The sequence below is a fragment of the Spirochaetota bacterium genome (genome assembly GCA_034190085.1).
In the GTDB taxonomy this organism is placed as follows: domain Bacteria; phylum Spirochaetota; class UBA4802; order UBA4802; family JAFGDQ01; genus JAXHTS01.
Genome location: JAXHTS010000007.1, coordinates 32424 through 56160 on the forward strand (window position 1 = coordinate 32424; position 23737 = coordinate 56160).

A 23737-nucleotide genomic window follows, 5' to 3' on the forward strand; every position below is an offset into this window, starting at 1 on the left:
ACCTTTGTGATAAAATCTGTTTCCCTTACATTTGATACATTTATTTTTTTGGGGAAATATTAAGCGGGTCAGGAAGATCAACAGGCTGATGAGGGGTTTATACTATTAGATTATAGAAATCTAATCCTGCTGAATATCCAAGGGGAGCATAGACTTATCCATATGCCGATAACAAAAAAATGAATAAAAACAGAAACCAACCCCATAGCGACTCCATCAATAGCAACTAATCCCAAACTAAAATGCAGAGCTATAAGCATTGGAATACCTATTGCACAGCGCAATAACAACTGCAGGAGGTTGCCGGTTCTATCAAATTTGACATACTTACGCTCAATATAGAAGGCCGGACCAAATCCAGCCAACAGTGCCATTGGAGAGACAGACCACTTTGTTGGAAGCATTAGCGCTAAGAGGAAAGGTATTGTAAAAGTGATTAACATTCCCTGAATAAGTGTAAGGTTTTTGAGCCATTTTTCAATTTTTTCAATTGAACCATAAAAAGCAAGTAGTAGCAGGCATGCAATTATCCAACCTCCTAAAATATCTGTGGGGAAGTGAACACCTAAATAAACACGTGAAAAAGCGATAAGAATTATAATTGACACAGAAAAGGCATAAAACCAACCCTTTTGTACCCAGCAGGCAAGATAGGTCCATAAAATGAAAGACCCCTGAGCATGACCACTGGGAAGCCCCGGTCCACCTGTTTCTCCAATCTTAACGTCGGGATTCAGATTGTAGGGACGTGGTTGTTCAAAGATGTTCTTGAGTTCAGAATTGATCCAGCTTGAAAGAAAGAATATTGCGAAGAGACGAACAGATACCCTTGTATTAGAGCACCAAAATATAATCGGCAAAAATATAAGATAGAAGATGCTATCCCCTAATGTAGTGATGACCTTAAAGAAGTAATCAAGATATGGTGTTCTGTATTGCTGAATAGCAATTATTACATCAATTCCCCATTGCTGAACCTGATCCAATAAAATTTCTCCTTTTTATAGCTTTTATCTCCCTCTCCCTTCTCAGGTATGTCAATGAGAAATAAATGGATAATCTTATAGGCATATATTACAATTATTTCCAACGAAGCAAGATTAACTGATATTTATGAGGAGATATGCACTCCCAATCATACCCTAATGTGAGATCAATAAAACTACTCTATTATTATAATATCAACATAGAATTTTCACAAGTAGATATTTGCTTTTGATTGAAGTCCATAAAAACAAAAATGAAGACAATTCTAATAAACTATCTCCAAAATTTCATCGAAATAATTTATAAAATGCGCATCAATTCCCTTTTTAATGTGATCTGGTAGTTCGTCAAAGTCTTTCATATTTTCCATGGGGAAGATTATCGTCTTTACCTTTGCTCTCTTTGCGGCAATGGTCTTTTCTTTTACACCACCAATGGGTAGAACCTTGCCAGTAATAGTAAGCTCGCCAGTCATTGCGATCTGCTTTTTAATAGGTTTATCCTTTGCAAGAGAATAGAGCGCAGTGGCCATTGTTATCCCCGCAGAGGGTCCATCCTTAGGTGTCGCGCCAGCAGGCACATGAAGGTGAATATAATGAGTTTCGAAAAAATCCTTACTTATACTATACTCCTCTGCCATGGAATGTATATATGAATAGGCGATCTCAGTAGATTCTTTCATAACATCGCCAAGTTGCCCCGTTTGTTTATAGCCCTTTGTCTTTGAGGGCATAGCTGTAGCCTCTACATATAATGTTGTCCCTCCGAGACTTGTCCAGGCCAATCCCATAACTACACCTGGTATTTTCTTGTCATACAAGGATTCATCTGTAAATCTTGGCTTACCTAAAAAATCTTCAATATTGTCGACATTTACCTGGATTGTTTCTTCCTCCCCTTCAGCAAACTTCCTTGTGGATTTTCTCATAATTTTTTTTATGTTATTCTCAACACTTCTTACACCTGCCTCCCTGGCATACCCACTAATAACCTTTTTAATTGCCTTATTGTCCACCTTGACCATCCCCTTTTTCAAACCATGCTCTTTTAGCTGCTTTGGGATAAGGTATCTTTTAGCAATCTGAAACTTTTCTTCTAAAATATATCCTGACAGCTTCATTATCTCCATCCTATCAAGTAGCGGCGGGGGAATGGTATCAGGTTGATTTGCTGTCATGATAAAAAGAATATTGGATAGATCAAATCTCACATCCAAGTAATGATCGAGAAATTGAGAATTCTGTTCCGGGTCAAGGACCTCTAAAAGGGCTGAAGCTGGATCACCCTGAAAGCTAACTCCAAGCTTGTCAATCTCATCCAACATAATAACAGGGTTTGCTGTCTGAACAAGTTTCAGGGTTTGAATGATCTTCCCTGGCATTGCTCCAATGTATGTTCTTCTATGGCCCTTTATCTCTGCCTCATCCCTCATACCGCCGAGTGAAAATCTGAAGAACTTTCTATTTAAGGCTTCAGCTACTGATTTACCTATGGAAGTTTTGCCAACCCCAGGTGGCCCCAAAAAACATATGATAGAACCGGAAAGATTCCCCTTCATCTTTCCAGTGCTAATAAATTCAAGTATTCTCTCCTTTACATCATCCAGACCATAATGATCACGATCCAATACTAATTTTGCCTTTTGAATATCATAATTATCCTCAGAATATATACCCCAGGGAAGGGAGGTTAACCAATCCAAATAATTCCTACTCACACCATATTCTGGAGAATTTGGCTCAAGCAACTTCATCTTATTGAGTTCTTCATCAATCTTATTTGCTGCCTCTTCAGTGAGTTTGAGTTTCTCTATTCTCTCTTCAAATTTTTCAATCTCAGAAGTCTTTTCATCTTTTGTAAGTCCCAATTCCTTTTTTATCTCTTTTAGCTGCTCGCGTAAAAAGAATTCCTTCTGATTTTTTGAAAGCTTCTCTTCAATCTGTTTGGTTATCTTTTGTTGAAGCTTACTAAGCTCCATCTCCTTTCTCAAAAGAATAAGCACCTTCTCTGCTCTCTTTTTTACATTAAATGTCTCTAATATCTCCTGTACTTCATGTGGTTCGGCAGAGGTCATTGATGCTACAAAATCTGAAAGTTTACCTGGATCCTCCATGGTAAACCTGTTTAAGAATAATTTCAACTCCTCCTGAAAAAGTGAATTGGACTTAATAAGCTCTTTTAAAGCTGAAATAATCGCCATTGAATATGTTCTTATTTCATCCGTTGATTTCAAATCCTTCTCGATATAATGAGAAACCTTCCAAAGTATTCCAGGTTCATCATTCATTACTTCAGTGAGAGTGAATCTATGTAGCGCATTTATGGTCATCTGAATAGTGCCTTCATCTATTGGAACAACCTTTAATATCTTTACAGTTACTCCCACTTGATAGAGGTCTTCTGATACAATTGTGCCATCATGTTGATTTTTAATTAAGACAATACCACCGATCTTATTCTCTTTCGAGACAATCTGCCGAGTTGTCTCAAGCAATGTTGGTCCATTGAGCACAACAGGGATTACCATCCCAGGAAAGACTGGTCGTTGATATACAGGAATAATTGGAATAACCTCTGGTAAAACCTCGGATGGCAATACTAAATGCTTATTCTCTTCGTTATTCTTAGATTCATCCATCAATATTGTGATGCTCCTTTTTATTATACTTTATACTTGACCGAATATTCATACCTTGAAAATTTCTCTTTTCATTGGAAAATATTTACGCTTAATGAGTATATCGGTGATTATTACATTCTTGTTTTTTAAACATTTCCACTGAGAAAAATTAAAAAATTCCATATATGATTCCAGCCAAACAAATAAAGTTTATTGAATATAAAATATCTAGATTTATTAAAGCTAATTTTTTTAAGATACTATTCATGTTTATTGCTTCCTTATCATTTGATGAGAAAATATTCATTATCAAAGGTTACAATTATAAATAAAATTATAATGTTAATATTTGTTTAAAAAAAAGTATATTTGGAAACATATACTTATAACTCAATACAGCCCTTAGCTATGAAGAAGCCCTATCTGCACATTTCCATATACAATTATCCATATTTATTAGAATCTCCTCAAATACCCTGAATTACCGCAAATTATGAACATCAATAGTAACCGTCTAGAAGTGAGATGTCTCCCTTAATCAACATTATTCCTCATTCTTTTATATTGTCCAGCTTTAATTTATATTATTTACTAAATCGAATAGCTGAGAAGCGACTCAATAAACAATTGGCAGTGCAATGGGGATGGGACTTTATTTGGAAAAGTACAAAGCTAAACTGGTGCTATGGGATATCAATAAAAAATAACTGAAGGAAGCTAAAACTGGGTTAGAAGAATTGGGAGCAAAGGTTTTTGGTTATCAGGTTGATATAACAGACAGAGCTATTGTTTATAAAACAGCAAATAGAGTAACACTGGTTATAGGAGACATTGACATTTTAGTCAACAATGCCAGCATAGTTCGCGGATGATTCTTTCTAAATGTGGAGGATGAGGATTACTTGAAGACATTGGAAGTAAATATTAACTCTTACATACTAAAATAAATCCTACAAAACTATTTTTTTTCTTTAATCACTGTATACCAATATTTTTTTCCATAAAAAAACTCATCTACTCCCTTTTTATTAATTATTCTGAGATTTTTCAAATGAGCATCACCATGGTTTACTTTTAAAAAATCCAGTTTTTCACATTTTTCAAATTCATTGCATTCCCAACAACCAACAATTTCCATCTTCTGACAACATTTCCTGATTTTACAGAATGGATTCCCTCCACCTCCCCTACATGCATTTTTACACCTTAATCTTACAAGAGCCCCCAAGACGTCATAGCATTCTTTATAGTTGCGAAACTCCTTAAAGGGTATGCCGTCAACAATTCTATCAAACTTTTCTTGTCGTAACTCCTTTCTAAGGTCCCTTGCCAAATCAGCAATCTTACCTTTATATCCAAAACAATCATCACAATAGAGACCGCAAAAAGCAATGAGGTCATCTCTTTCAACCATTCCAATCCCCCTTACTCTATGGCTCATATTCACTTAATTGTGCCCAAGTACACAGCATAGATGCTGATGACTTGCCAATTCAAATTCTATCCCGAAACCTCATCTCACGAAGAAATCCACTGAACTTCCACCAACAAAATCAAAGTCAATTACTTTTGACATGCCTTAACTTCAAGACGCATCATATGCACATATGTAAATCCGTCTTTATCGATGAGATGAATCTTGAGGTAAGCGTTTACAACATTACTAATAAATGATTCCTTTAGTTTATCAGGGACTCTTTCAGTAAACGGAAGCCATGTTGAACTAATATAACCCGCTAAGACATCTTTGCCCTTATGTTTCATGTCCTTTGGGATCAGTTCAATTCGTTCAGTTTTTAAACCAACCTGAGAGAACCATTTTTCATAATCATCTGGTTCAGGGAATCTGAGTGGAAAAGTAAATCCAACAAAATAAGACTTTCATATTATAGTTTCAATTTCACTATCCACTACAGTTAATAGATCTCTAACATTTATCTCTCATAATGCTCTTTAGGTAAATTTCAACTTACAGGTTGTCAATATAATTTGAAAATTATCTATTAAAATCCTTATATGACATTTTCTTCAATTTTCGTCCTTTTTAAACTCTTTAAATAGTAAAAGACATAAGCCCTCTCCACCGTCAGAGGAGGTGGAGAGGGCTTATGTCTTATTTGCAGTTATGTTTGCTTTGAAAAAATTATTGCTTTAATTATTCTTTATTCAGTGAAATCTAAATCGATTTATTCAAATCATATAATTTGTATTCTTTCTGCAAACTATTTGGATAATAAGAAAATGTCTAAAATGTAATGAAATAGAATATTCCCTAATATCTCTCTAAGCAACCTTCTCCTGTTTTTCTATATTTGGGTAAAGAGGAAGATATTTTGAACACAACATATATACTAAAGCCATACTGGCAAAGATGCCCAGGGTAAGAAACCACTCCTGCACCGTTGGACTATAGGATTGGAATTCCTTCCATGGAAAATTGGGTACTGAAAAACCATGTATTGTAGCGTTTACTCTGTTCATTATCATACCTAGGGTTGCTGATCCCACACCGATTATTAAAGTCTTTTCAGTCTCTCTAAATTTTCTAATATTTAGCAATATCACAGGGATAAAACACGCTACCAATTCAAGGACTAACATCCACAGTCCAAATGGCCCGCCCCACAAATCCAAATAACTTCTATCAAATAATGGCACGAACTCGGCAGACATGCTATAGACATCCCACATCCTGTAGATAAAATAAATAATGAACATAAAACCTGATACACGCGCAAGACTTACATATGTTTTGAAAGGTACAACCTCAACCTTTTTCATCTTTCCAGCAAACCAAGTCACTAAAACAGTAAATGAAGGACCAACAGAGACGGCTGATAGAACAAATATGAAGAAGGTATGCGGGATGTGAGTAAATACCTCAGGCCTATACCAGCCGGGCTTTGCAAAGAGAATTCCATATGTACCCCCCAAAGAACCCTGATGAAAGAATGAAAGAAATGTTCCAACAGCTGCTGCTATCCACATCAATTTATGCATATAATGAGTAATTTTATGTATTATTGGATTTTTATCCAGAAATGGATGCTCAAGCACTATTGGCGTAAATTCAATTACTAATATCGTAAAGTATAAAGTAATACAGAAAATAACCTCTGTTAGCATGGAGTTTGGCAGGAGATGCTCACCCCAGTTGGGGTATATGTAAGCGAATGGAACCCTTAAAGGCTGACCAACATCAAAAAGAAGAAACATGAATGTAAAAGCATAACAGAGAAGACCAATCAAAATTGCAGAGTTAATGATTGGTTGGAACTCATCCCTTCTAAAGATGTATAATATAAATGAAGTGAAAAAGGCCCCTCCACCAAGGACAATAAGGCTCAAGTCCCCAGCTATCCAGATCCCCCAACCCATAATGTTGTTTAAATCAGTAAAGCCTAAACCCAAAAGAATTACCTGAAGGCCCGCAAATGCAAAACCTGCAGCAAATATAAGCAAGATAAATATGCTAATTTTCACCTTCTTTGAGTAACTGAAAAACTCTCCTACAACACTATCAACGGCTAACATACCTATTTGAAAAATTTGCTTCCCTAAAACGATTATTCCATTCACTGTGTATCTCCTTCTTCTCTTTTGGGAGTTTATTAAAACCGCATCATCTTGCGGATCCATTCATGGCTTGTTAAATAATATACCTTTGGTTCCGGATACAGTTTCTTCAACTTCTGCTTTTTACTTTCCTCCCATTCATCAACTGTATGCACCAACCTAAATGCCCGATTGCTCTTAATAAGTTTTGAAATCCTTGTAGTAGGATCATTCAGATCGCCAAATACTATTGCCTCTGTGGGACATGCTGAAACACATGCAGGTGTGTACTCCACCGCATTAATATCTGTAATTCCTTTTGCAACAGCCTTATCTCTCTCCCTCTTCCAGATGTGGCTGCAAAAAGTACATTTCACGACAGTACCCCTTGATGCTATTGAAACATCAGGATTGAGTGATTCTTTAAAGGTACATTCATATCTGGGTTTCCACCAGTTGAATACTCTAGCCTCATAGGGACATGCCGCGATACAATACCTGCATCCAAAACATCTCGACCATATTTGGCTTACAACTCCATCATCACCAATATCCGTTGCTGTAACAGGACATACAGAAACACAAGATGGGTTTTCGCATTGCTGACACATCTTTGGAATGTATACAACCTTAACATCACCGTATTCCAAATCATTCTCTCGATCATTGGTAACCTTCATTAACGTCAGAAAGGATACTCTCTTGGGAATATTGGAATCATCCTCAAATATTGGCATGTTGTTTTCCTGCATACATGCGACCTCACACATGCCACATCCCGTACATTTGTCTAAATCTATGACCATCCCCCATTTCCTCTTCATCATTCCCAATTCCCTTCTTTTCATAATTCACCTCTTAGCTAATTTTGATCCTCGTATGCCACCAATCAGCAATTCCAGAAATAGGATCTATATCATCAGACATAATTCTCTTTGGATTGATCCCTTTGTGTTCAGCATATTTGGTATAATCATCATGACCGAATCCAAGTGGGATAGCAACCACCTCAGGAGCAACAGTTTTGGTTAGGTGAACCTTAAGCCCTTCAATTTCTCCTCTGCTTGAGATGATATCAATCGAAGAACCCTCAGAGACACCATGCTTCTTTGCGGTAATGGGATTCATCTCTACCCATAACCTTTTTCCGGAAAGGGTTTTCCCATCAATGCTCTTTAGGACATAAGGGAAAGCAAGTCCGCTCCCATCACCAACTAATCGAATCTCATATGGTATTAATGTCAGAGGATATTCTGACTCACCTTCAACCATTTCAGTTATTTTAGTATAATAATTCTTGAAAAGCTTAATTGGAAATGCATAATTGGTCGCTTCCCTTATCTCAACCTTTTCCGAAAGCTTGATAATATCCTTATAACTATCCACAGGGAATAGATGTTTAATCGATTTAATCTCCCTAGCGATTTTAAGAATAATATCGCCAGCATGCAATGATTCATATCTCGGCGCTACCGGTTCATTACTCCTTGAGGTTGCCATCTCTATAGATGAAATGGTTGGTAGTATATAATCTGAATAATGGGCTGTATCGTTAACAAGTGGTGTCATTGAAACGACCATTGGGATATTTTTCATCTTTTGCGAAAAAAGCTTTCCATATACACTACGGTGAACTGGATTGGCCTCATTTATTATTAAGATTCCAATGTCATCAACATTTTTTATAAAATCATCGAGTCCCTTTGCCTTATTTGAAGAGGTTGCATATCTGCCAAGTGTATTGTTCAACCTAACAGAGACCCCACCCCTTTTATTAAAGTTATTTACGAGGTTGTTCAAAGACTGAACCGCAATAACCTCTGCAATCGATGAGGAGACCTCAACACCACCCTTTCCGGCAACCGCTAAAGGTCTTCTGGCAGAAGCGAACTCTTTCGCAAGCTTTTCAATTTCATCTTCACTTATCCCAGTAATCTTGGATACCCTATCAGGGGTGTACTGATTGATGACTATCTGAGACCAACTGGAAAAATAGGATCCGCTGGAGCGCTTGCCCATCTTTATGAGATGATGAGCAATCCCTAATGCCAATACACCCTCAGTTCCAGGCCTTATGGGAATCCAATTATCCGCTATAGAAGCGGTTCTTGTGCAGAGTGTATCAATATGTACAAATTTCACTCGCCTTCTTTTCCAATTTGCAAAGGCCTTGTGAATCCGCGCCGTATCTCCCCACCCCTCCAAAATCCTTGCTCCAAAACTAATAATATAATCTGCATTCTCAAAATCATAGTCCAGACAACCATCCAACCTTTGTGTAATCTTCACTGCGGCATTGGATATTGTATTCAGGGATGGCTCAAAGAAGACCTTAGAACTACCTGTAGAACTAACTAACCTCTCAACAAGCAGGTTAGATGCATTTCGCTTTCCACCTGTAATCGCAACAATGCTATCTGTTTTATTGGTATTAATTAAGTCTGTTATTCTTGATGAAATATCCTTGATTGCTGTATCCCATGATACAGGAATAAACTTACCCGATCCTTTATTCCCAATCCTTTTCATGGGCTGCTTGATCCTCTCAGGATGATATAACTCCTGAAGCGCAATCTGACCCATAGCACACCCTGCATTAGAGGTTTCAACCTTGACCGCCCGATCTCCTATCATCCTGATGGTTATATCAGATCCACAATCTATGCATCTACTCTTAACCAACACCTCCCTTCCTTTGGCAGAAGCATATTGGTCCTGAGTCCATTCGACAACCCACTGTAAGGATAAAAAGGGAGCCCCACTACAAAGCGTCCCAACGGCTCCACCAGCAAACACACCACCAGCCATTGATAAAAAATCTTTTCTATCTATTTTTTCCATGAATTCGATTGCTCCTCTTGAATTATTTTGTATGCTTTTATATTATAATTTGTATCCTGTCAATCATGACAAACAGCGCAGGTATTGCTTATCTTTAGAGCATCATGACAATCCATACATCTTCCCATCTTCATTTTACCAGTAATCTTTTCAGTTGAAGTAGAATTTGCTTTATCTCCATGGCAAGAAGCACATCCCACCCTTTTGGGGGATGCCAAGACAACCTTATGACTAAAGTAGACAAGATCAGGTTGTTTGGAAAAAGGTTCCCATGGAATATCAGTATCATTATAATTCATAAAAGCTTTCACCTCTTCTGCATCTTCACCATTATGACAATCCTTACAATCGTTAACACTAGGGATACCCATAAACCTTCCATTATCATAGTACTTATGACACGTGTCGCAACTCCCTACATCATACTCAGATAGATGAGCCTGATGATTGAATGGTATAGGTTTTTGAGCCTGAAAATTCATTGTATAATCACAGGCTTTTTGAAATACAATAAACGAAATAAAGGCAATTACTATAAAGGGGATGAAAAATAGCAGGGCTAGACGTTTCACAAATATTCTCCTTTTACCTTATGATGTAATGAATCACTCTTTGGTATAATATAACAACACATCATTGGACTTCCCTCATTCAATCGGGATATGTTGCTGTACAAATTTTAAGGTTGAATTTTTATAACTTCTATTTATTTTACAAAAACAAGAGACGTAAAACTCGATTTTCAAAAAATAATTCTTTACTAAACCATTCTTAACAACTTTTTTTGATAATCTAATCGGGTATTTTAATGTCAACAAAAATATAGAAAAAATTATGCATTATTTCAATTATTATTATTTTCATAATAATTGAAAATATCTTTACCCTATGAACCGCTACGGGGATCAATATTTTTCATCCTTCAAAGTACACTAAAAAGTAATCCCTTCAATCTTGTGAGAATGAATATATTGAGAATGTTCTTATTATTCGAATGAATTATTGATTGACTAATCAAAAGAAGAGTTCTATCCTTCAATCAAATCTACTCATCTAAAAATATGATATTCCATTTACTGGATTTCCATCATCTAATCTTAGTAATATCTTGGCATACTTATTTAAAAGCTAGTCCCATTAAGGATTGGTTAAGATTACATATATAAAAAGCAAATTCATTACTTTTAGCATGGACTTATTAGTAAACGAGACATTTTATTCAATTCAGGGTGAAAGCTCGAGGGCCGGATTCCCATCTATATTTATAAGGCTATGCGGCTGTAATCTAAACTGTATTTATTGCGATACTGAATATGCCAAAGCTGAGGGCTATACTAAATCAGTAGAAAAAATCATAGAAGAGATGGCATCACATAAATCCATAAACCATATAACAATAACCGGTGGTGAACCTCTATTACAGATCAACTCTATATTTCTTATGGAAAGGTTGATAGATATCGGATATTCTGTTCAATTAGAGACCAATGGAAGCCTAAGTGTAAAGAATGTTCCGGCCGGAGTTAGAAAAATCCTGGATGTGAAAACCCCTTCAAGCGGGGAAGTGACATCATTCATGTTCGATAATCTGAATTATCTATCAAAAAAAGACGAAATAAAATTTGTCATAGCGGATATTGATGACTATAATTTTGCAAAAGATTTCTTGAAAAAATATTTAAGAAAAAAAAAGATTATCATAAATTTTTCTCCTGTATTAAATAGTATGTCTATTTCAGAACTTGCAGAATTAATACTTATTGACAGATTGCAGGTCAGATTAAACATTCAATTACATAAGATAATCTGGCCAATTGCAGAACCAAAACATTGCTAAGGAGGAGACATGAACTATGTTGGCATTGTCATCCGACCACCAAGCGAGGCTTACAGTCTGATAATTCAGGTTAGTGTCGGATGTTCACATTCAAGGTGCACTTTTTGTAGCAGCCCTAAAGAAAAAATGTTCTATATTAAAGATATTGATATAATCAAGAGAGATATTGACGAGGCCTCATATTATACGGGATATAATCGCGCCTTTCTGGCTGGGCAGGACGCCCTAATAGTTCCAACAGGTATGCTTCTTGATATACTAAGATATTTAAAAGAAAAGAATCCCTCTATTCATAGAGTTGGACTCTATGGAAATACAAAGGCTATTCTCAAAAAATCAATAAATGAGCTAAAGGAGTTGAAAGATGCAGGATTAGGCATAATCTATCAAGGGATTGAGAGCGGGAATATGAATATACTGCGAAAGATTAAGAAGGGCGCTCTTCCTCATCAACAGCTTGAGGCTGCTGAAAGGGTAAAATCGGCTGGCATTCTTCTTTCGCAGACAGTGCTTTTAGGGATTGGCGGTAAAAAAAATTCCATTGAGCATGCTGTGGATACGGGAAAGCATCTTGGTAGAATGTCACCCGATTATGCGTCAGCATTAACTCTAATGGTTATACCAACAACAGAACTCGAAATAGATCTGCGCGAATCCAAATTTGAACTGCCAGATAAGTTTGAATTGCTAAATGAACTAAAAGTGATTATTGAAAACATGGACGTAACGAATAGATGCCTCTTCACCTCTAATCACGCCTCAAACTATCTTCCTATTCGAGCCACACTTCCAGATGACAAAGATGAAATAGTGAATACAATTAGTTTAGTCATTGGTTCACGGGATGAGAGCGTGCTTAAGCCTGAGCATATGAGAGGCCTATAGTAACAACTATCCTTATGGGAAAAATATAATGAATACAAAGCCCATGGAGAAGGCTATCCATTTTATTAGTTTAGAGCTTAAACAAAACCCTGCTGCTGACAGATCTAAACTAATAGATGAAGCAAGCCAAAAATTTGATCTTACACCCTTACAGAGCGATTTCTTATTGAATAAGTATGTACTAGAATCATAAAACAACAGACACCACATATATGACAATAAGGTATAGAGATACAACAATTTTACCATATTACATCCATCTCTACTTGTTTTTGTCCTAAAACCGAGATTGTACCAACATACTTTGAAGGAATAAAATCAAAGTATCACTCTTGGAGGAAGCTCTTATGTTTCTCAATAGTAAAATAATACTCATTTTATTATTATTTTCGTTTCTTGCGGGCTGCAGCGAGGAGGATATTGATGGAAAGATCGTGATTGAATATATTGGGGATTGGCAGGGCTCAGTGAACATTGACCGAAACGAGATGACCATTGAAGGGAATAGCAACTGGGAAGCAGATTATATTAATCCAGATAATATAAAGGCGACAGTAAGAAAACTTGATTCCTCTCAAGACAAGCTTACACTATATATTTATGAAGATGAAAGGATTGTAACTGGCGCCTCAACCAGAGATCCAGAAGGCAGCGTAAGCGTTGAGTATGAGTTCCCCTTTTAGTATGACTCTGAATAGCAGCCAATACTATAACCAATGTTAGAGATGCCATCCCGTAAACATAAATACAATTCCTTAATATAATATTCAAAAAAAATTCCCACTTGATGTAAATCCATACATATCTGATTTATAAACCCCATTATCCGCATACCCTTTGCCTTTATTATCGAGCAATAGGGTGAACACAACTTCCCCCTCCATGTGTAACTCAAGCTAAGCGATAATCTTAACGATAAGATATATGTAGCCCTATCCCTTTAAGACTCGCTAAATTAGGTTTAGCGCTAACATTTCAAATAGAGGAACTATAATGAAAAATATCTTTATCCCCTTATTCACAATACTCATTTTCATATATTCAAATGAATCCAATGGTTTCGTTAACCAAAGACATGGTTGGTGGAAGACTGAATTGAAAAATCTTAACAATGAAAGGATTTCGATATCAAATAATAACAAAATCGAAAAGTCTGTTCTTACCCTAGTGGATAATGAGATTGAGAGGACTCAGGAGATGCTAAAAATATTCGAAAATATAAATAACAGCAACGATCCCCTGGCCTATCAGAGAAAAAGACACAACGAAATAGAAATAAAGGAATGCATAACAAAGATCCTTGATCCATTATTCTCTCTCTATTACATGGAATATCTTGTAAAGAATATTGGTGAAAGGCAAACCTATCATCATACTGTGGATATTGTTCAAGAATCCTTAAGTAAATCCGTAAATGAGCATTTTAATCAATCAAATAAGGAGTTCCAAAGAGCAATAACCAATGAACATATTACAAAGGTCGATTGGAAATACCTATCCATGGAGACGTTTGTCGGAAGAATGATGATGAATAGGAAAAGGTTATCCAAAAATGCTTTTATAAGTATAGAGAAAAGTTTACATAAGGAACTTATGCAAAGAGAATTCAACATCACCCCAAAGGAGCTAGGTGATATTATTCTTTCTCTATCAAGTGAATATCTGGATAAGCTTCAGATTAACAACAATATGCAATTTTCCCAAGAGGCTCTTTTTGACTCAAACCGCTGGCATGGCATATACAGCATGATAGTAAGGAATTTTGAACATTATAAGAAGATAATTCAGATGTTTGAGGGTGTTAATAAAAGACTCTCCCTACAAAGGGCTCACAACTTTTATAAAAATCCCATTGATCTTGAGAACACCCTTTTCAAATACCTGTCAAGACAACATCTTGATATGAGGCCTCTTCAAAAAGAAGAGATGTTACTCAATGATTCAGAGGAAGGGGTATATATAATGAATATACCTGATGATCCGAACATGCCTCAATTATTCAAGGATATGGATAATTTACGGAAGAAGATATTATTCACCGTTACTGGGAGTAAGGATAACAAATTTTATAGTGATTGCGAGATACAATTTGATAGAATTATAATGAAATATTTAGGTAATGCTCAAGAGCAATTTTCTATTGAGGGAAAGAGATTGTTTTCTACTTTAGAAAGCCTAATAAATGCAATTTTTTCGAATGATGAAGATAATAAAACCGATTTACATGATAAGATTGCTTGGAATGGGATTAAAAATGAGATTATAATAGCAAACGAAAGAAAATTTTTTGATGCAAAAAAAATTTTTAAGGATAAAGTCAAATCTGTAAATGGATATAAACAAAAATCCATCGATTTTCTAAGATGGGTTTCAGACACAAAAGAAATACAAAATCATAGAATTCTTGAAATATATAGAAGACAAACACAGAGGAATATAAGCCATCTGAATTTTATCAAATCACTCGTTAAGGATGTTACTGAACATGAGTTGGAGCTATCTCCACCAATTATGAAAAGGCTTGCTCTATCTATTAGAAGGACTAACAATATTCTCAATTTCATCAGCTATTCCCATGGACTGCACCGAAAATATACATCTCATTTTAAAAAAGAGGAATTAACTGAGCTAAAAAAAATGAAGAGAGAGCTTATCAATGCCGTAAAGATCACCAAGCATGATATAAATTCACTATATTCCGCCCTAATTCAAAGGAATGAGATGAATGCAAGACAGATGAGGCAGAGAGAGAAAAATTATAAGGAAATGTTAGCGGAATTCGAGATTGAGTTTATATGGGACAAGGTTCAGGAATATGCAATATTATTTGACAGCCTGACATATTCCAAGATAGCGTTTATAAATTATTCTAACAAGTTTACAGAGCTCATAGAGCAGGCAAAATCCGGCAATATCTCCAATACCCTTCAATATTCCATCAAAGAACAATCAATCATCTCAGTCCTGAAGGAATTCAATGTTGAGAAGATAAGAATACAATATGAGACAAAGAGATATCTGAAGAGGGGGATTGAGAGATCAATATCAAGGATCATGAACCTCCTTAAACTTTATAAGAGAAATAATATTGTGATAAATAATCGACCAGCGCAGAATGACATAAAGGAGATTCGGCTTAAACTTAGCAGGAAAGATGAAACAAGAATAGCCGACTGGAGAATGAATGAATCAAATTTTGCGGTAGTGGACAAGAAACTCATTAAGAAACTGATAATAACCCGCAATAGAAGGATATGGGATCGCTACAGAACAACACAAAAGGAGATTAATCCTCAAAATACAATAATCATCCGTGAACTTGATCTTTCACTCTCTATTCCTGATGGATGGGAAGAAAAGGAAGAACTGAAGGATCGGGATTACAAAAAAAGGATAATCAGATCATTTATAAGTCTCGATGATATCGCTAATCTGTATATAGTCAAAATACCAAAGAAAGGTAGAGATGCGAGGAAGATTACGGATCATTGGCTCAAGGAGACAACTAATCACAGGCTTAAGGAGAGATGGGGGAAGAAAGATGGTATTGAGTATTTATGGACATTATCCAGGGATAATAAAAATAACATTATGGAGATTTATACTATACCACGGAGGAACTATGCTATTATTCTCACCGGTTCAGCCCCAAGGGATAAATATAAATTCTTTCGACATATGATTGGGTCCATGTTTCGTTCTATCAGGATCGGATTACCCCCCCCTTATGCTCCTACACATAAGGAAAAGGGACTAGGAATGCTGTAAAACCAATGATTTCAATATTTCATATATTCATAAACAATAATATGAAATAAACCGATTTTCTATAATTACTGAATAGATGATGGGGCAATTGAAGAACAGCTTACCAAATATATCCATTCCACCCGCCATCTAATCCAATATCCTCATCAAACCAGTAATCGAGCATCTCAAACCAGTTTTCAACCTTACCATTGCCCTGGATTGCTCCTTCCTGGCACCAATCCAACTTTCCATAATAATGACCGCCATTCCACCAATTATCAGTGTCTATTGCATTATACCACCACTGGTAAGCCCAAATCCTCTCCGATGGATTGCCATAGGTAAGGCTGTCGCCATCCGTGAAAAAGATATGCAGTCCGTTCTTACCCTTGGAAAAACCCTTGTAATCGCTGCCGGCAAAGGAATAGATAACCATATCATCTACAGCCTGCATTACGATTGAGGCATCAGTCTGTATTATTGGATTGTCATTAAACCTGCTGCTTACATTCACCCTATCGCATAGATCATAGATATCGAAGAAGGGATAGGAGATCCACTCCCCTATACTAGCATAAAAATAGTGCATCGTTTCCGGGGAAGGGTAGCTCCCCCTAATATCTTCAAAATCCTCCTTTTCATTACAATCAACAATATGAGTCGCTAGTTGATCCACAGCATCCTTTACATGATCAACCCTGCTGAGGTCGTAACAGCTCAATGCCTGCCCCTCCTCGTTCGGTTGTGTAGAATCAAATTGTTCTTCAACAATTATTCCTCCAAATTCAATAGCAGTCATTGTTAATGGACTATAATTCAGCTCACTACCACCCATCACTTCATCATTCTCTCCATTATCCCCACCACCTTGATTTATCCTTTCAAAGATCTTATCGTACTGCCATCCGAGTCCCCACTCCACAGGCGGAGAGGCAACCATAACATCTGCATGAAAGTCCATATTACTCGGGCGATATTGATAAGCAACCTCAACTGAACCCATTAAACAGGCGTCGAATCCCAACAGATCAACGGAATCAAATTCCTCTAACACATCAGTAATCTCCGCAGTATAGAGGGAATCATAATCATCTGTATCATCAACGCAAACAGCCCTAGTATTGAGACCATCGCCATCTACAGCCTCCCTTCCTCGCAGGCCATTGCCATGATTCCATAGTATCAATGCGTAATTATGCGCTGGATAATTATTCTTACAGTAACGAATAAACTTGCCCAATGTCTCAGCATTCCCCATATTCGCCTCATAATCTGAACTCATCGTAATCTCTGGAAACTCAGTCCCTCCCCCAATCCTCTTAACACACCCATTAGTAATTCGATATAGTCTAGTATCTGTAAAATCTTCCTCAAATACAATGTCATCTCTGGAATAGCCATCGATTCTATCTACTAATACTATAACATCCAAGCCCTGGAGGTTAACATAACCCTTCTTCATCTCGTTAATATCATCTAACAGAAATCCTTCAAGATTATTATCCCCATCTGCGTAGATCATCACAGTCCAACCCCGTTCTGATGTTGAAAAGCGCCAACTATAGTCTCCTTTAAGACTATTGCCATCAATTGATTTTATTCCCGGTGTAACTATAGCCTGATAAACGGTATCCCTTGATAGAGGAGAGTTTGCATAAAAAAGCGCTCTGTTAGTAACAAAATTAAAGGATACACGACCTTCAATATAATTCCCATTCTCATCCAATAATTTAAATGTGTCTAAATTTACAGTGGAACCATCGATTTCCTCGTTGAATTGAACAGTAATAGAACGTGAATTCTCAGATGGAAAATAAGCGTTATCTTCAGGTATTGTGTTGGACACCTCTAATGTAGATTGTGTATCAATGTAATCATAGGTCAGGTCTTCACCATCTCCATTACATGCTATCATATAAAATGCAAAACCGATATAACAGAGGTTGATAATGAACCTGTGTAAATCAAGATCATTGATCTCATCTAATAATAAATTGCTCTTCTGCCTATAAATTTTAACAATTATTCTCATTTATTATTATCCTTGTAGAATTATTATATTCATCAATATAGGGAACCTATGCATTGCTTTTGATAACAAAGAAAATAAACCACCTATGCCGTTAATATCTTCCTATAACATCCTGTAATTAGATGTAATCAGGCATAAGTCATATAAATCGACATCAATCAGTTTTCCTGCTGTTATTGTCTAAAAAGCCAAAACTATCTTAGTATTGAGAATAGTCAAGAAAAATTAGTATTTTTTTATCTCATTGAAATTATTTACATTTATTAAATTACCAATTAATAAATGGGTTAATTCTGAAATTTAATATAATTTGAGCATTTAATTGTCAAAAAACTGACATAATACAGGTTTGTGAACATAGATTGTCATGAAAGTTTATCCAAGTTGTAATTAAAATGAACCTCTGCTAATATCACATCATAACATATCCGATAAATCCTTTCTCATCACATATATTACTGCATGATATCTGCAAATAATCGTTTTGGAATTGACACTTTTTTCATTATATACCCTTATCAATAATCATACATAATATTTTAGTTGGCTTACTCTCAATCCAGAAGGTCATTGATGAATAACATTTTTTCTGATCGCATATCGGATGTGCCGAAGTCATTTATCCGAGAGATACTGAAGGTTGCCATAGACCCTTCGGTGATCTCTTTTGCTGGCGGATTGCCAAACCGAGACCTGTTTCCCATTGCCGAGATACAGAAAGCAACTCAAAGGGTCTTTGAAACAGCTGGGAAGGAGTCTCTCCAATACAGCAATTCAGAGGGTTATCTCGCTCTTCGGCAATATCTTGTTGACCGATATCAAGAAAAGCAAGGGATTACCTTTACAACTGATAACATCCTGATAACGAATGGTTCACAACAAGGGCTCGACTTACTGGCCAAAGCTTTTCTGAACGAAGGTGACGATGTCATTATCGAGGAACCAGGGTATTTGGGTGCAATCCAGGCCTTCTCGGTTTACAGATCGGTGTTCAACCCAGTACCGATTAATGAAGAAGGATTGGATATCGAAGCTCTGAAACAGGTGTTGAAAACCAAGTTACCTAAATTGTTGTATGGGGTTCCCAACTATCAAAATCCGTCGGGCATTTCGTACTCGAAACAGAACCGTCGTGGGATCGCTGAAGCACTGGCAAGTACTACCACGCTCGTGATCGAAGATGACCCCTATGGGGATTTGAACTTCTCTGGAATCAGGAGACCGTCGTTCAAGACTATGATACCAGAGCAATCAGTTCTGCTGGGGTCATTTTCTAAAACCATCGCTCCTTCTTTTCGCATTGGGTGGATCATCGCAACTGATTCAATCATGGAAAAGCTATTGGTAGCCAAACAGGCTTCCGACTTGCATACAGGCTATTTCGTCCAAAGAATCATTCATGAGTATTTAGTTCATAATGATTTCGATGAACACATAAAACAAATAGTCAAGACCTACGGCAGCCAGTGTGCTGCTATGATCCGAAGCATTCAGACATACTTTCCATCCACCGTGGGCTACACTAAACCAGACGGAGGGATGTTCTTGTGGGCTACGTTGCCAGCAGGAATTTCATCGATGGCTCTATTTGATCTGGCCATAAAAGACAAAGTAGCTTTTGTGCCGGGAGATCCTTTTTACACTAACAAAAAGCAGACAAACACACTCAGACTCAATTTCTCATGTGTGGATGAGCAAACAATAGATGTCGGAATCGAGCGACTGGGGTTGGCCATGAAAAAGCTGTTGGAGTAAGCCAACAGCTCATTGGAGCCAACTGCACTAACTGTATCGATTGACAGGCGTTCATCGGCTAAGTTGAGTCTTGCATAGGTCGATCGTATTCTTGGCTGCACCGTGCATCGGCTCAATTCGGGCGATATACCAATTACTCAGATTGCATGGAATTACATCATCAAATAACGATGAAGGTGCATGATATTGAATAATTATACCAAAAGGAGCAAGATTTGCGCATAGCTGTGGCCATGAGTGGCGGTGTCGATTCCTCAGTCGCTGCAATAATGCTGAAAAAATTGGGACATACGGTTGTAGGAATTACAATTAATGTTTCAATTCACGATAATTCAGGCAAACCATATCCATCCCATCACTATCCATCATATATCCTTGATGCGAAGAGAATAGCAAAACAATATGATTTCATGCATAAGGTATTAGAGGTTAACAGCGATTTTTCTAATACAATAGTACATCCATTTTGCGATGAATATTTGAGAGGTAGAACGCCTAGCCCATGCATAATATGCAACTATAAGATAAAATTCAAAAAAATTATCGATTATGCCAAATCGATTGGATGCGACGGGGTCGCAAGCGGACATTATGCAAGAATAAGAATCAGTGATAAGGGGGTGTATTATATATCCAGGGGATTGGATAAGGAAAAGGATCAATCTTACTTTCTTTTCATGCTATCTCAGGAAATACTACAAGAAATAATTTTGCCTCTAGGGGAATATACTAAGGATGGCATAATTAAAATGGCAGATTCTTTTAATCTTCATGTTGCGCATAAACCTGAGAGTCAGGAAATCTGCTTTGTTTCAGATCAAGACTATCCCGGATTTATTGAAAGAATTAAAGGCATAATACCACCACCAGGGGACATCCTCGATACAAGTGGCAACGTCATTGGGAGACACAAGGGTATTCACAAGTATACTATAGGACAGAGGAGGGGCTTGGGAATATCCGCCAATAAACCACTCTATGTGATTGAGATAGATGCTGATAAAAACATCATCATTGCCGGAGATGAAGAATATCTTTATAAAAAAGGATTATTTGCTACTGAAATAAACTATATGAAGGAAAACTCTTTTGATGATCTGACTGCTTATGTTAAGACGCGTTCATCTCAAAAGCCTTTCAAGGCCAGCCTAAAAGAAAGCGAGGGTGGTGTATATGTGTATTTCGAAGAACCACAGATGGGTGTAACACCGGGACAGGCAGCGGTCTTCTACGATAACAGAGGAAATATCATTGGCGGCGCATGGATAGAGAAGGGGCTTTAATATAAGCTGAGGAAATCAGTCAGGGTACTGCATTAATTTGTTAACAATCCACACAAAAGGCTGGAATCATGAGACTTCCAATCCGCCAATTATAATAACATGAATGACTGAGTGCTTATTTGGAGACATCACTATCTTCAACACACATGGTTCTCCATATTCCATCTTTTAATACAACGCGCGATGATTTGCCTTCCGGACATGACTGGATTTTAAATTCAGGAATTGTATAATCAGGGTCATGCGGATAAAGAAGCGCGCTTTCTCCATCCTTGGCATAATGCTGAAGCAAAACAGTATGGATATTATCAGGTGAAATGCAGAATAGCAGTTGATCAACAGTAGAATAATTAGACATCTCCTCAACTATCATCAAAGTCGGCGGTGAAAGGACAATTTCACCAGCATAGTGTTTCTCAAGCGCTCCACTTGCTGTAGTCCAGAGTGAATCAGTCATCTCAACAGAATCATGAATTGTTCTCTGCCCCTCTGGAACCTGCGCCAATAAAAATCTCGTATTGTATCTTTTTGGCGCTCCCTCTGGTGTAATCAAGTGAGCATAAGGCGTCAGAAGATCAATTGTAAAGCATATCCCCTCCTTTTCAGCTAAATCCTTCATCGTCATCTCGCCATTATGTATCTTTTTTCTATACTCGTTATAGCAGATCTGTACCTCAGGAATGCTAAAATCGATCTTCTCTCCTGAACTCCTAAGAGCCATAAGCGCTCCAGACTCCTCAAAAGTCTCTCTAATAGCAGCGACAAAGAGACCAACAGCCACCTCATCATCCAGCTCTGGCTCATTCAACAGGGATTTCGCTTCGTGGAATGTAAATCCTTTAATATGATCATCGAGATCAAGGACACTGTCTTCTTTATCCAATTTACCTCCAGGGAATACATACATCCCCCCCATAAAGGCCTGCTTATGATGTCTCTGCATGAAAAAAATTTCTATTCCCACCTGACTATTATCCCGCATCAATATGACCGTTGCAGCATCCACAGGTTTTGGTTCACCCAAGTTTTTATTATTAGTCATCAAATATACCACCTCCAACTCATTTAATCAAGGATCCCTTATAAAGATTATATAATCGCAAAGACTCACTACCACATTGGATTATTAATTCAATGCTTGAGTTTATTATTTACTTTGCAGTCATAGAGAGGATCAATTACTCTATATTTTTATCAACTGTTACTATCTATAAGTCTAATGCTTACCACTCAAGTCTATTAAAGAAACAAATAATCCATAGAAATACTCTTATGCTGAACTATTTAATGTCAATAAGACAATTATGCAAAAGCATAAGCAAATTTTCAGTAATTACTATCTGATTTCTACCATAGCATTAGATATTACATTCCACTAAATAGACCTATAAATCGAGTGTCCCTGTAAATTCTATACTTGCTCTGTTATTATTTTTGCCTTAGTCCGTAGCAAAAAATGCCGTAAGGCTTTTGCGATCTGAGTCGCACCATTACGGGCTTCTACCTCTAGCCTCTCTCCTGGCACAACCTTTGAGACTAACCCAATTGAGAGAGCTTCTGATGCATCAATTGTTCGTCCAGTCAGGATTAGCTCCCTTGCCTGGGCCCCGCCTACAATATCATGAAGGGGCGAGTAAACTACATATCCAAAACTCATTTCAGGATGTCCAAATTTTACATTTTCAGACGCGATACGGATATCGCACATCGTTGCCATATCAAAACCACCTGCTAAGGCATAACCATTAACAGCCGCGATAGTAGCCAGTGGAAACTTCAAAAATGCCAAATGGAATGAACACATAAATCCCAAATTTTTTTAACAAAATCTGGGTCGTCTAATTTTTTAAATTCTTCAAGGTCAAATCCTGCAGAAAAGGCATCACCAGCTCCGGTTATGATAACTACTTTAACATCTTCCTGGTCCTGTAATTTATAGAGTTCTGACGTTAACTCCTGTCGCAGCGCTATAGAAAGCGCATTTTTTCTCCGGTCGATTAAGGGTAATTGTTACAATGCCATCCCATGGAGATGTAACCTGAATCAATGAAGTAGTCATTTTATTTACCCTCAAAATCATCAAAATTTATATTGTGCTTCTGTTAATTGTCAAATAACTCTAACTACAATGAAACATCCTAATCGATCTTGAATCACAATAACAAAAACAATTAAACTTTTCTATTAATTAG

Annotated in this window: 20 protein-coding genes; 8 read left to right on the forward strand and 12 right to left on the reverse strand. The window is 37.0% G+C overall.

Annotated features, from left to right (window positions below; genetic code table 11):
* Positions 1–110 precede the first annotated feature (110 nt).
* Positions 111–986, reverse strand: coding sequence for a phosphatase PAP2 family protein (locus tag SVZ03_01360; GenBank protein MDY6932853.1), 876 nt, complete (start codon positions 984–986; stop codon positions 111–113).
* Positions 987–1252: 266 nt separating this feature from the next.
* Complete coding sequence (lon, locus tag SVZ03_01365) at positions 1253–3625, reverse strand: endopeptidase La (protein ID MDY6932854.1); 2373 nt, start codon at positions 3623–3625, stop codon at positions 1253–1255.
* 689 nt (positions 3626–4314) lie between these two features.
* Here lon and SVZ03_01370 point away from each other — a divergent pair.
* Positions 4315–4479 (forward strand): SDR family NAD(P)-dependent oxidoreductase, encoded by a 165-nt coding sequence (locus tag SVZ03_01370; GenBank protein MDY6932855.1) that lies wholly within the window; start codon positions 4315–4317, stop codon positions 4477–4479.
* Positions 4480–4565: 86 nt separating this feature from the next.
* Here SVZ03_01370 and SVZ03_01375 read toward each other — a convergent pair whose 3' ends face one another.
* From SVZ03_01375 to SVZ03_01400, 6 genes are all read right to left on the reverse strand, one after another.
* Positions 4566–5021, reverse strand: coding sequence for a DUF3795 domain-containing protein (locus tag SVZ03_01375; protein ID MDY6932856.1), 456 nt, complete (start codon positions 5019–5021; stop codon positions 4566–4568).
* Between the two features lie 149 nt (positions 5022–5170).
* Positions 5171–5371, reverse strand: a complete 201-nt coding sequence (locus tag SVZ03_01380) for a hypothetical protein (GenBank protein MDY6932857.1) — start codon at positions 5369–5371, stop codon at positions 5171–5173.
* A gap of 519 nt (positions 5372–5890) precedes the next feature.
* Positions 5891–7246: an NrfD/PsrC family molybdoenzyme membrane anchor subunit gene (gene nrfD / locus SVZ03_01385; protein ID MDY6932858.1), complete on the reverse strand. Its 1356-nt coding sequence runs from the start codon at positions 7244–7246 to the stop codon at positions 5891–5893.
* Positions 7219–8010: a 4Fe-4S dicluster domain-containing protein gene (locus SVZ03_01390; GenBank protein ID MDY6932859.1), complete on the reverse strand. Its 792-nt coding sequence runs from the start codon at positions 8008–8010 to the stop codon at positions 7219–7221. Before SVZ03_01390 ends, nrfD begins: the two co-directional genes overlap by 28 nt.
* Positions 8011–8020: 10 nt before the next feature.
* A complete protein-coding gene (locus SVZ03_01395) occupies positions 8021–10003 on the reverse strand; it encodes a molybdopterin-dependent oxidoreductase (GenBank protein ID MDY6932860.1) in 1983 nt (660 codons plus the stop codon).
* A gap of 59 nt (positions 10004–10062) precedes the next feature.
* Entirely contained in the window at positions 10063–10575 is a 513-nt protein-coding gene (locus SVZ03_01400; GenBank protein ID MDY6932861.1) for a cytochrome c3 family protein, read from the reverse strand.
* 617 nt (positions 10576–11192) lie between these two features.
* Between SVZ03_01400 and SVZ03_01405 the strand changes: the two genes are divergently transcribed.
* The 5 genes from SVZ03_01405 (at position 11193) to SVZ03_01425 (ending at position 16493) form a co-directional block, all read left to right on the forward strand.
* Complete coding sequence (locus SVZ03_01405; GenBank protein ID MDY6932862.1) at positions 11193–11840, forward strand: radical SAM protein; 648 nt, start codon at positions 11193–11195, stop codon at positions 11838–11840.
* A 9-nt stretch (positions 11841–11849) separates the two neighbouring features.
* Positions 11850–12725, forward strand: a complete 876-nt coding sequence (locus SVZ03_01410; GenBank protein ID MDY6932863.1) for a radical SAM protein — start codon at positions 11850–11852, stop codon at positions 12723–12725.
* 28 nt (positions 12726–12753) lie between these two features.
* Positions 12754–12918: a hypothetical protein gene (locus SVZ03_01415; protein MDY6932864.1), complete on the forward strand. Its 165-nt coding sequence runs from the start codon at positions 12754–12756 to the stop codon at positions 12916–12918.
* A gap of 154 nt (positions 12919–13072) precedes the next feature.
* Complete coding sequence (locus SVZ03_01420) at positions 13073–13408, forward strand: hypothetical protein (GenBank protein ID MDY6932865.1); 336 nt, start codon at positions 13073–13075, stop codon at positions 13406–13408.
* Between the two features lie 310 nt (positions 13409–13718).
* Entirely contained in the window at positions 13719–16493 is a 2775-nt protein-coding gene (locus SVZ03_01425; GenBank protein ID MDY6932866.1) for a hypothetical protein, read from the forward strand.
* Positions 16494–16593: 100 nt separating this feature from the next.
* On the opposite strand, the gene cloSI is transcribed toward SVZ03_01425, so the two are convergent.
* A complete protein-coding gene (cloSI, locus tag SVZ03_01430; GenBank protein ID MDY6932867.1) occupies positions 16594–18507 on the reverse strand; it encodes a clostripain in 1914 nt (637 codons plus the stop codon).
* A 573-nt stretch (positions 18508–19080) separates the two neighbouring features.
* Here cloSI and SVZ03_01435 point away from each other — a divergent pair.
* Both SVZ03_01435 and mnmA read left to right on the forward strand, forming a co-directional pair.
* A complete protein-coding gene (locus SVZ03_01435; protein ID MDY6932868.1) occupies positions 19081–20262 on the forward strand; it encodes a PLP-dependent aminotransferase family protein in 1182 nt (393 codons plus the stop codon).
* Positions 20263–20477: 215 nt separating this feature from the next.
* Complete coding sequence (gene mnmA / locus SVZ03_01440) at positions 20478–21545, forward strand: tRNA 2-thiouridine(34) synthase MnmA (GenBank protein MDY6932869.1); 1068 nt, start codon at positions 20478–20480, stop codon at positions 21543–21545.
* Positions 21546–21660: 115 nt separating this feature from the next.
* On the opposite strand, the gene SVZ03_01445 is transcribed toward mnmA, so the two are convergent.
* The 3 genes from SVZ03_01445 to SVZ03_01455 all read right to left on the reverse strand — a co-directional run bounded on the left by SVZ03_01445 (position 21661) and on the right by SVZ03_01455 (position 23604).
* Positions 21661–22587, reverse strand: coding sequence for a hypothetical protein (locus tag SVZ03_01445; protein MDY6932870.1), 927 nt, complete (start codon positions 22585–22587; stop codon positions 21661–21663).
* Between the two features lie 369 nt (positions 22588–22956).
* Positions 22957–23349 carry an enoyl-CoA hydratase/isomerase family protein gene (locus SVZ03_01450; GenBank protein MDY6932871.1) on the reverse strand — a complete coding sequence of 131 codons (393 nt, stop codon included), beginning with the start codon at positions 23347–23349 and terminating at the stop codon, positions 22957–22959.
* Positions 23350–23478: 129 nt separating this feature from the next.
* Positions 23479–23604 (reverse strand): hypothetical protein, encoded by a 126-nt coding sequence (locus SVZ03_01455; protein ID MDY6932872.1) that lies wholly within the window; start codon positions 23602–23604, stop codon positions 23479–23481.
* Between the last annotated feature and the right edge of the window lie 133 nt (positions 23605–23737).

Bases quoted from the DNA above. Each gene is read 5' to 3' on its own strand.
- SVZ03_01390 (MDY6932859.1), bottom strand. From the start codon at position 8,010: ATGAAAAGAAGGGAATTGGGAATGATGAAGAGGAAATGGGGGATGGTC.
- SVZ03_01445 (MDY6932870.1), bottom strand. From the start codon at position 22,587: ATGACTAATAATAAAAACTTGGGTGAACCAAAACCTGTGGATGCTGCA.
- SVZ03_01455 (MDY6932872.1), bottom strand. From the start codon at position 23,604: ATGACTACTTCATTGATTCAGGTTACATCTCCATGGGATGGCATTGTA.
- SVZ03_01450 (MDY6932871.1), bottom strand. From the start codon at position 23,349: ATGTGTTCATTCCATTTGGCATTTTTGAAGTTTCCACTGGCTACTATC.
- SVZ03_01425 (MDY6932866.1), top strand. From the start codon at position 13,719: ATGAAAAATATCTTTATCCCCTTATTCACAATACTCATTTTCATATAT.
- SVZ03_01420 (MDY6932865.1), top strand. From the start codon at position 13,073: ATGTTTCTCAATAGTAAAATAATACTCATTTTATTATTATTTTCGTTT.
- SVZ03_01435 (MDY6932868.1), top strand. From the start codon at position 19,081: ATGAATAACATTTTTTCTGATCGCATATCGGATGTGCCGAAGTCATTT.
- SVZ03_01410 (MDY6932863.1), top strand. From the start codon at position 11,850: ATGAACTATGTTGGCATTGTCATCCGACCACCAAGCGAGGCTTACAGT.
- nrfD (MDY6932858.1), bottom strand. From the start codon at position 7,246: ATGGATCCGCAAGATGATGCGGTTTTAATAAACTCCCAAAAGAGAAGA.
- cloSI (MDY6932867.1), bottom strand. From the start codon at position 18,507: ATGAGAATAATTGTTAAAATTTATAGGCAGAAGAGCAATTTATTATTA.
- SVZ03_01380 (MDY6932857.1), bottom strand. From the start codon at position 5,371: ATGAAACATAAGGGCAAAGATGTCTTAGCGGGTTATATTAGTTCAACA.
- SVZ03_01405 (MDY6932862.1), top strand. From the start codon at position 11,193: ATGGACTTATTAGTAAACGAGACATTTTATTCAATTCAGGGTGAAAGC.
- SVZ03_01395 (MDY6932860.1), bottom strand. From the start codon at position 10,003: ATGGAAAAAATAGATAGAAAAGATTTTTTATCAATGGCTGGTGGTGTG.
- lon (MDY6932854.1), bottom strand. From the start codon at position 3,625: ATGGATGAATCTAAGAATAACGAAGAGAATAAGCATTTAGTATTGCCA.
- SVZ03_01415 (MDY6932864.1), top strand. From the start codon at position 12,754: ATGAATACAAAGCCCATGGAGAAGGCTATCCATTTTATTAGTTTAGAG.
- SVZ03_01375 (MDY6932856.1), bottom strand. From the start codon at position 5,021: ATGGTTGAAAGAGATGACCTCATTGCTTTTTGCGGTCTCTATTGTGAT.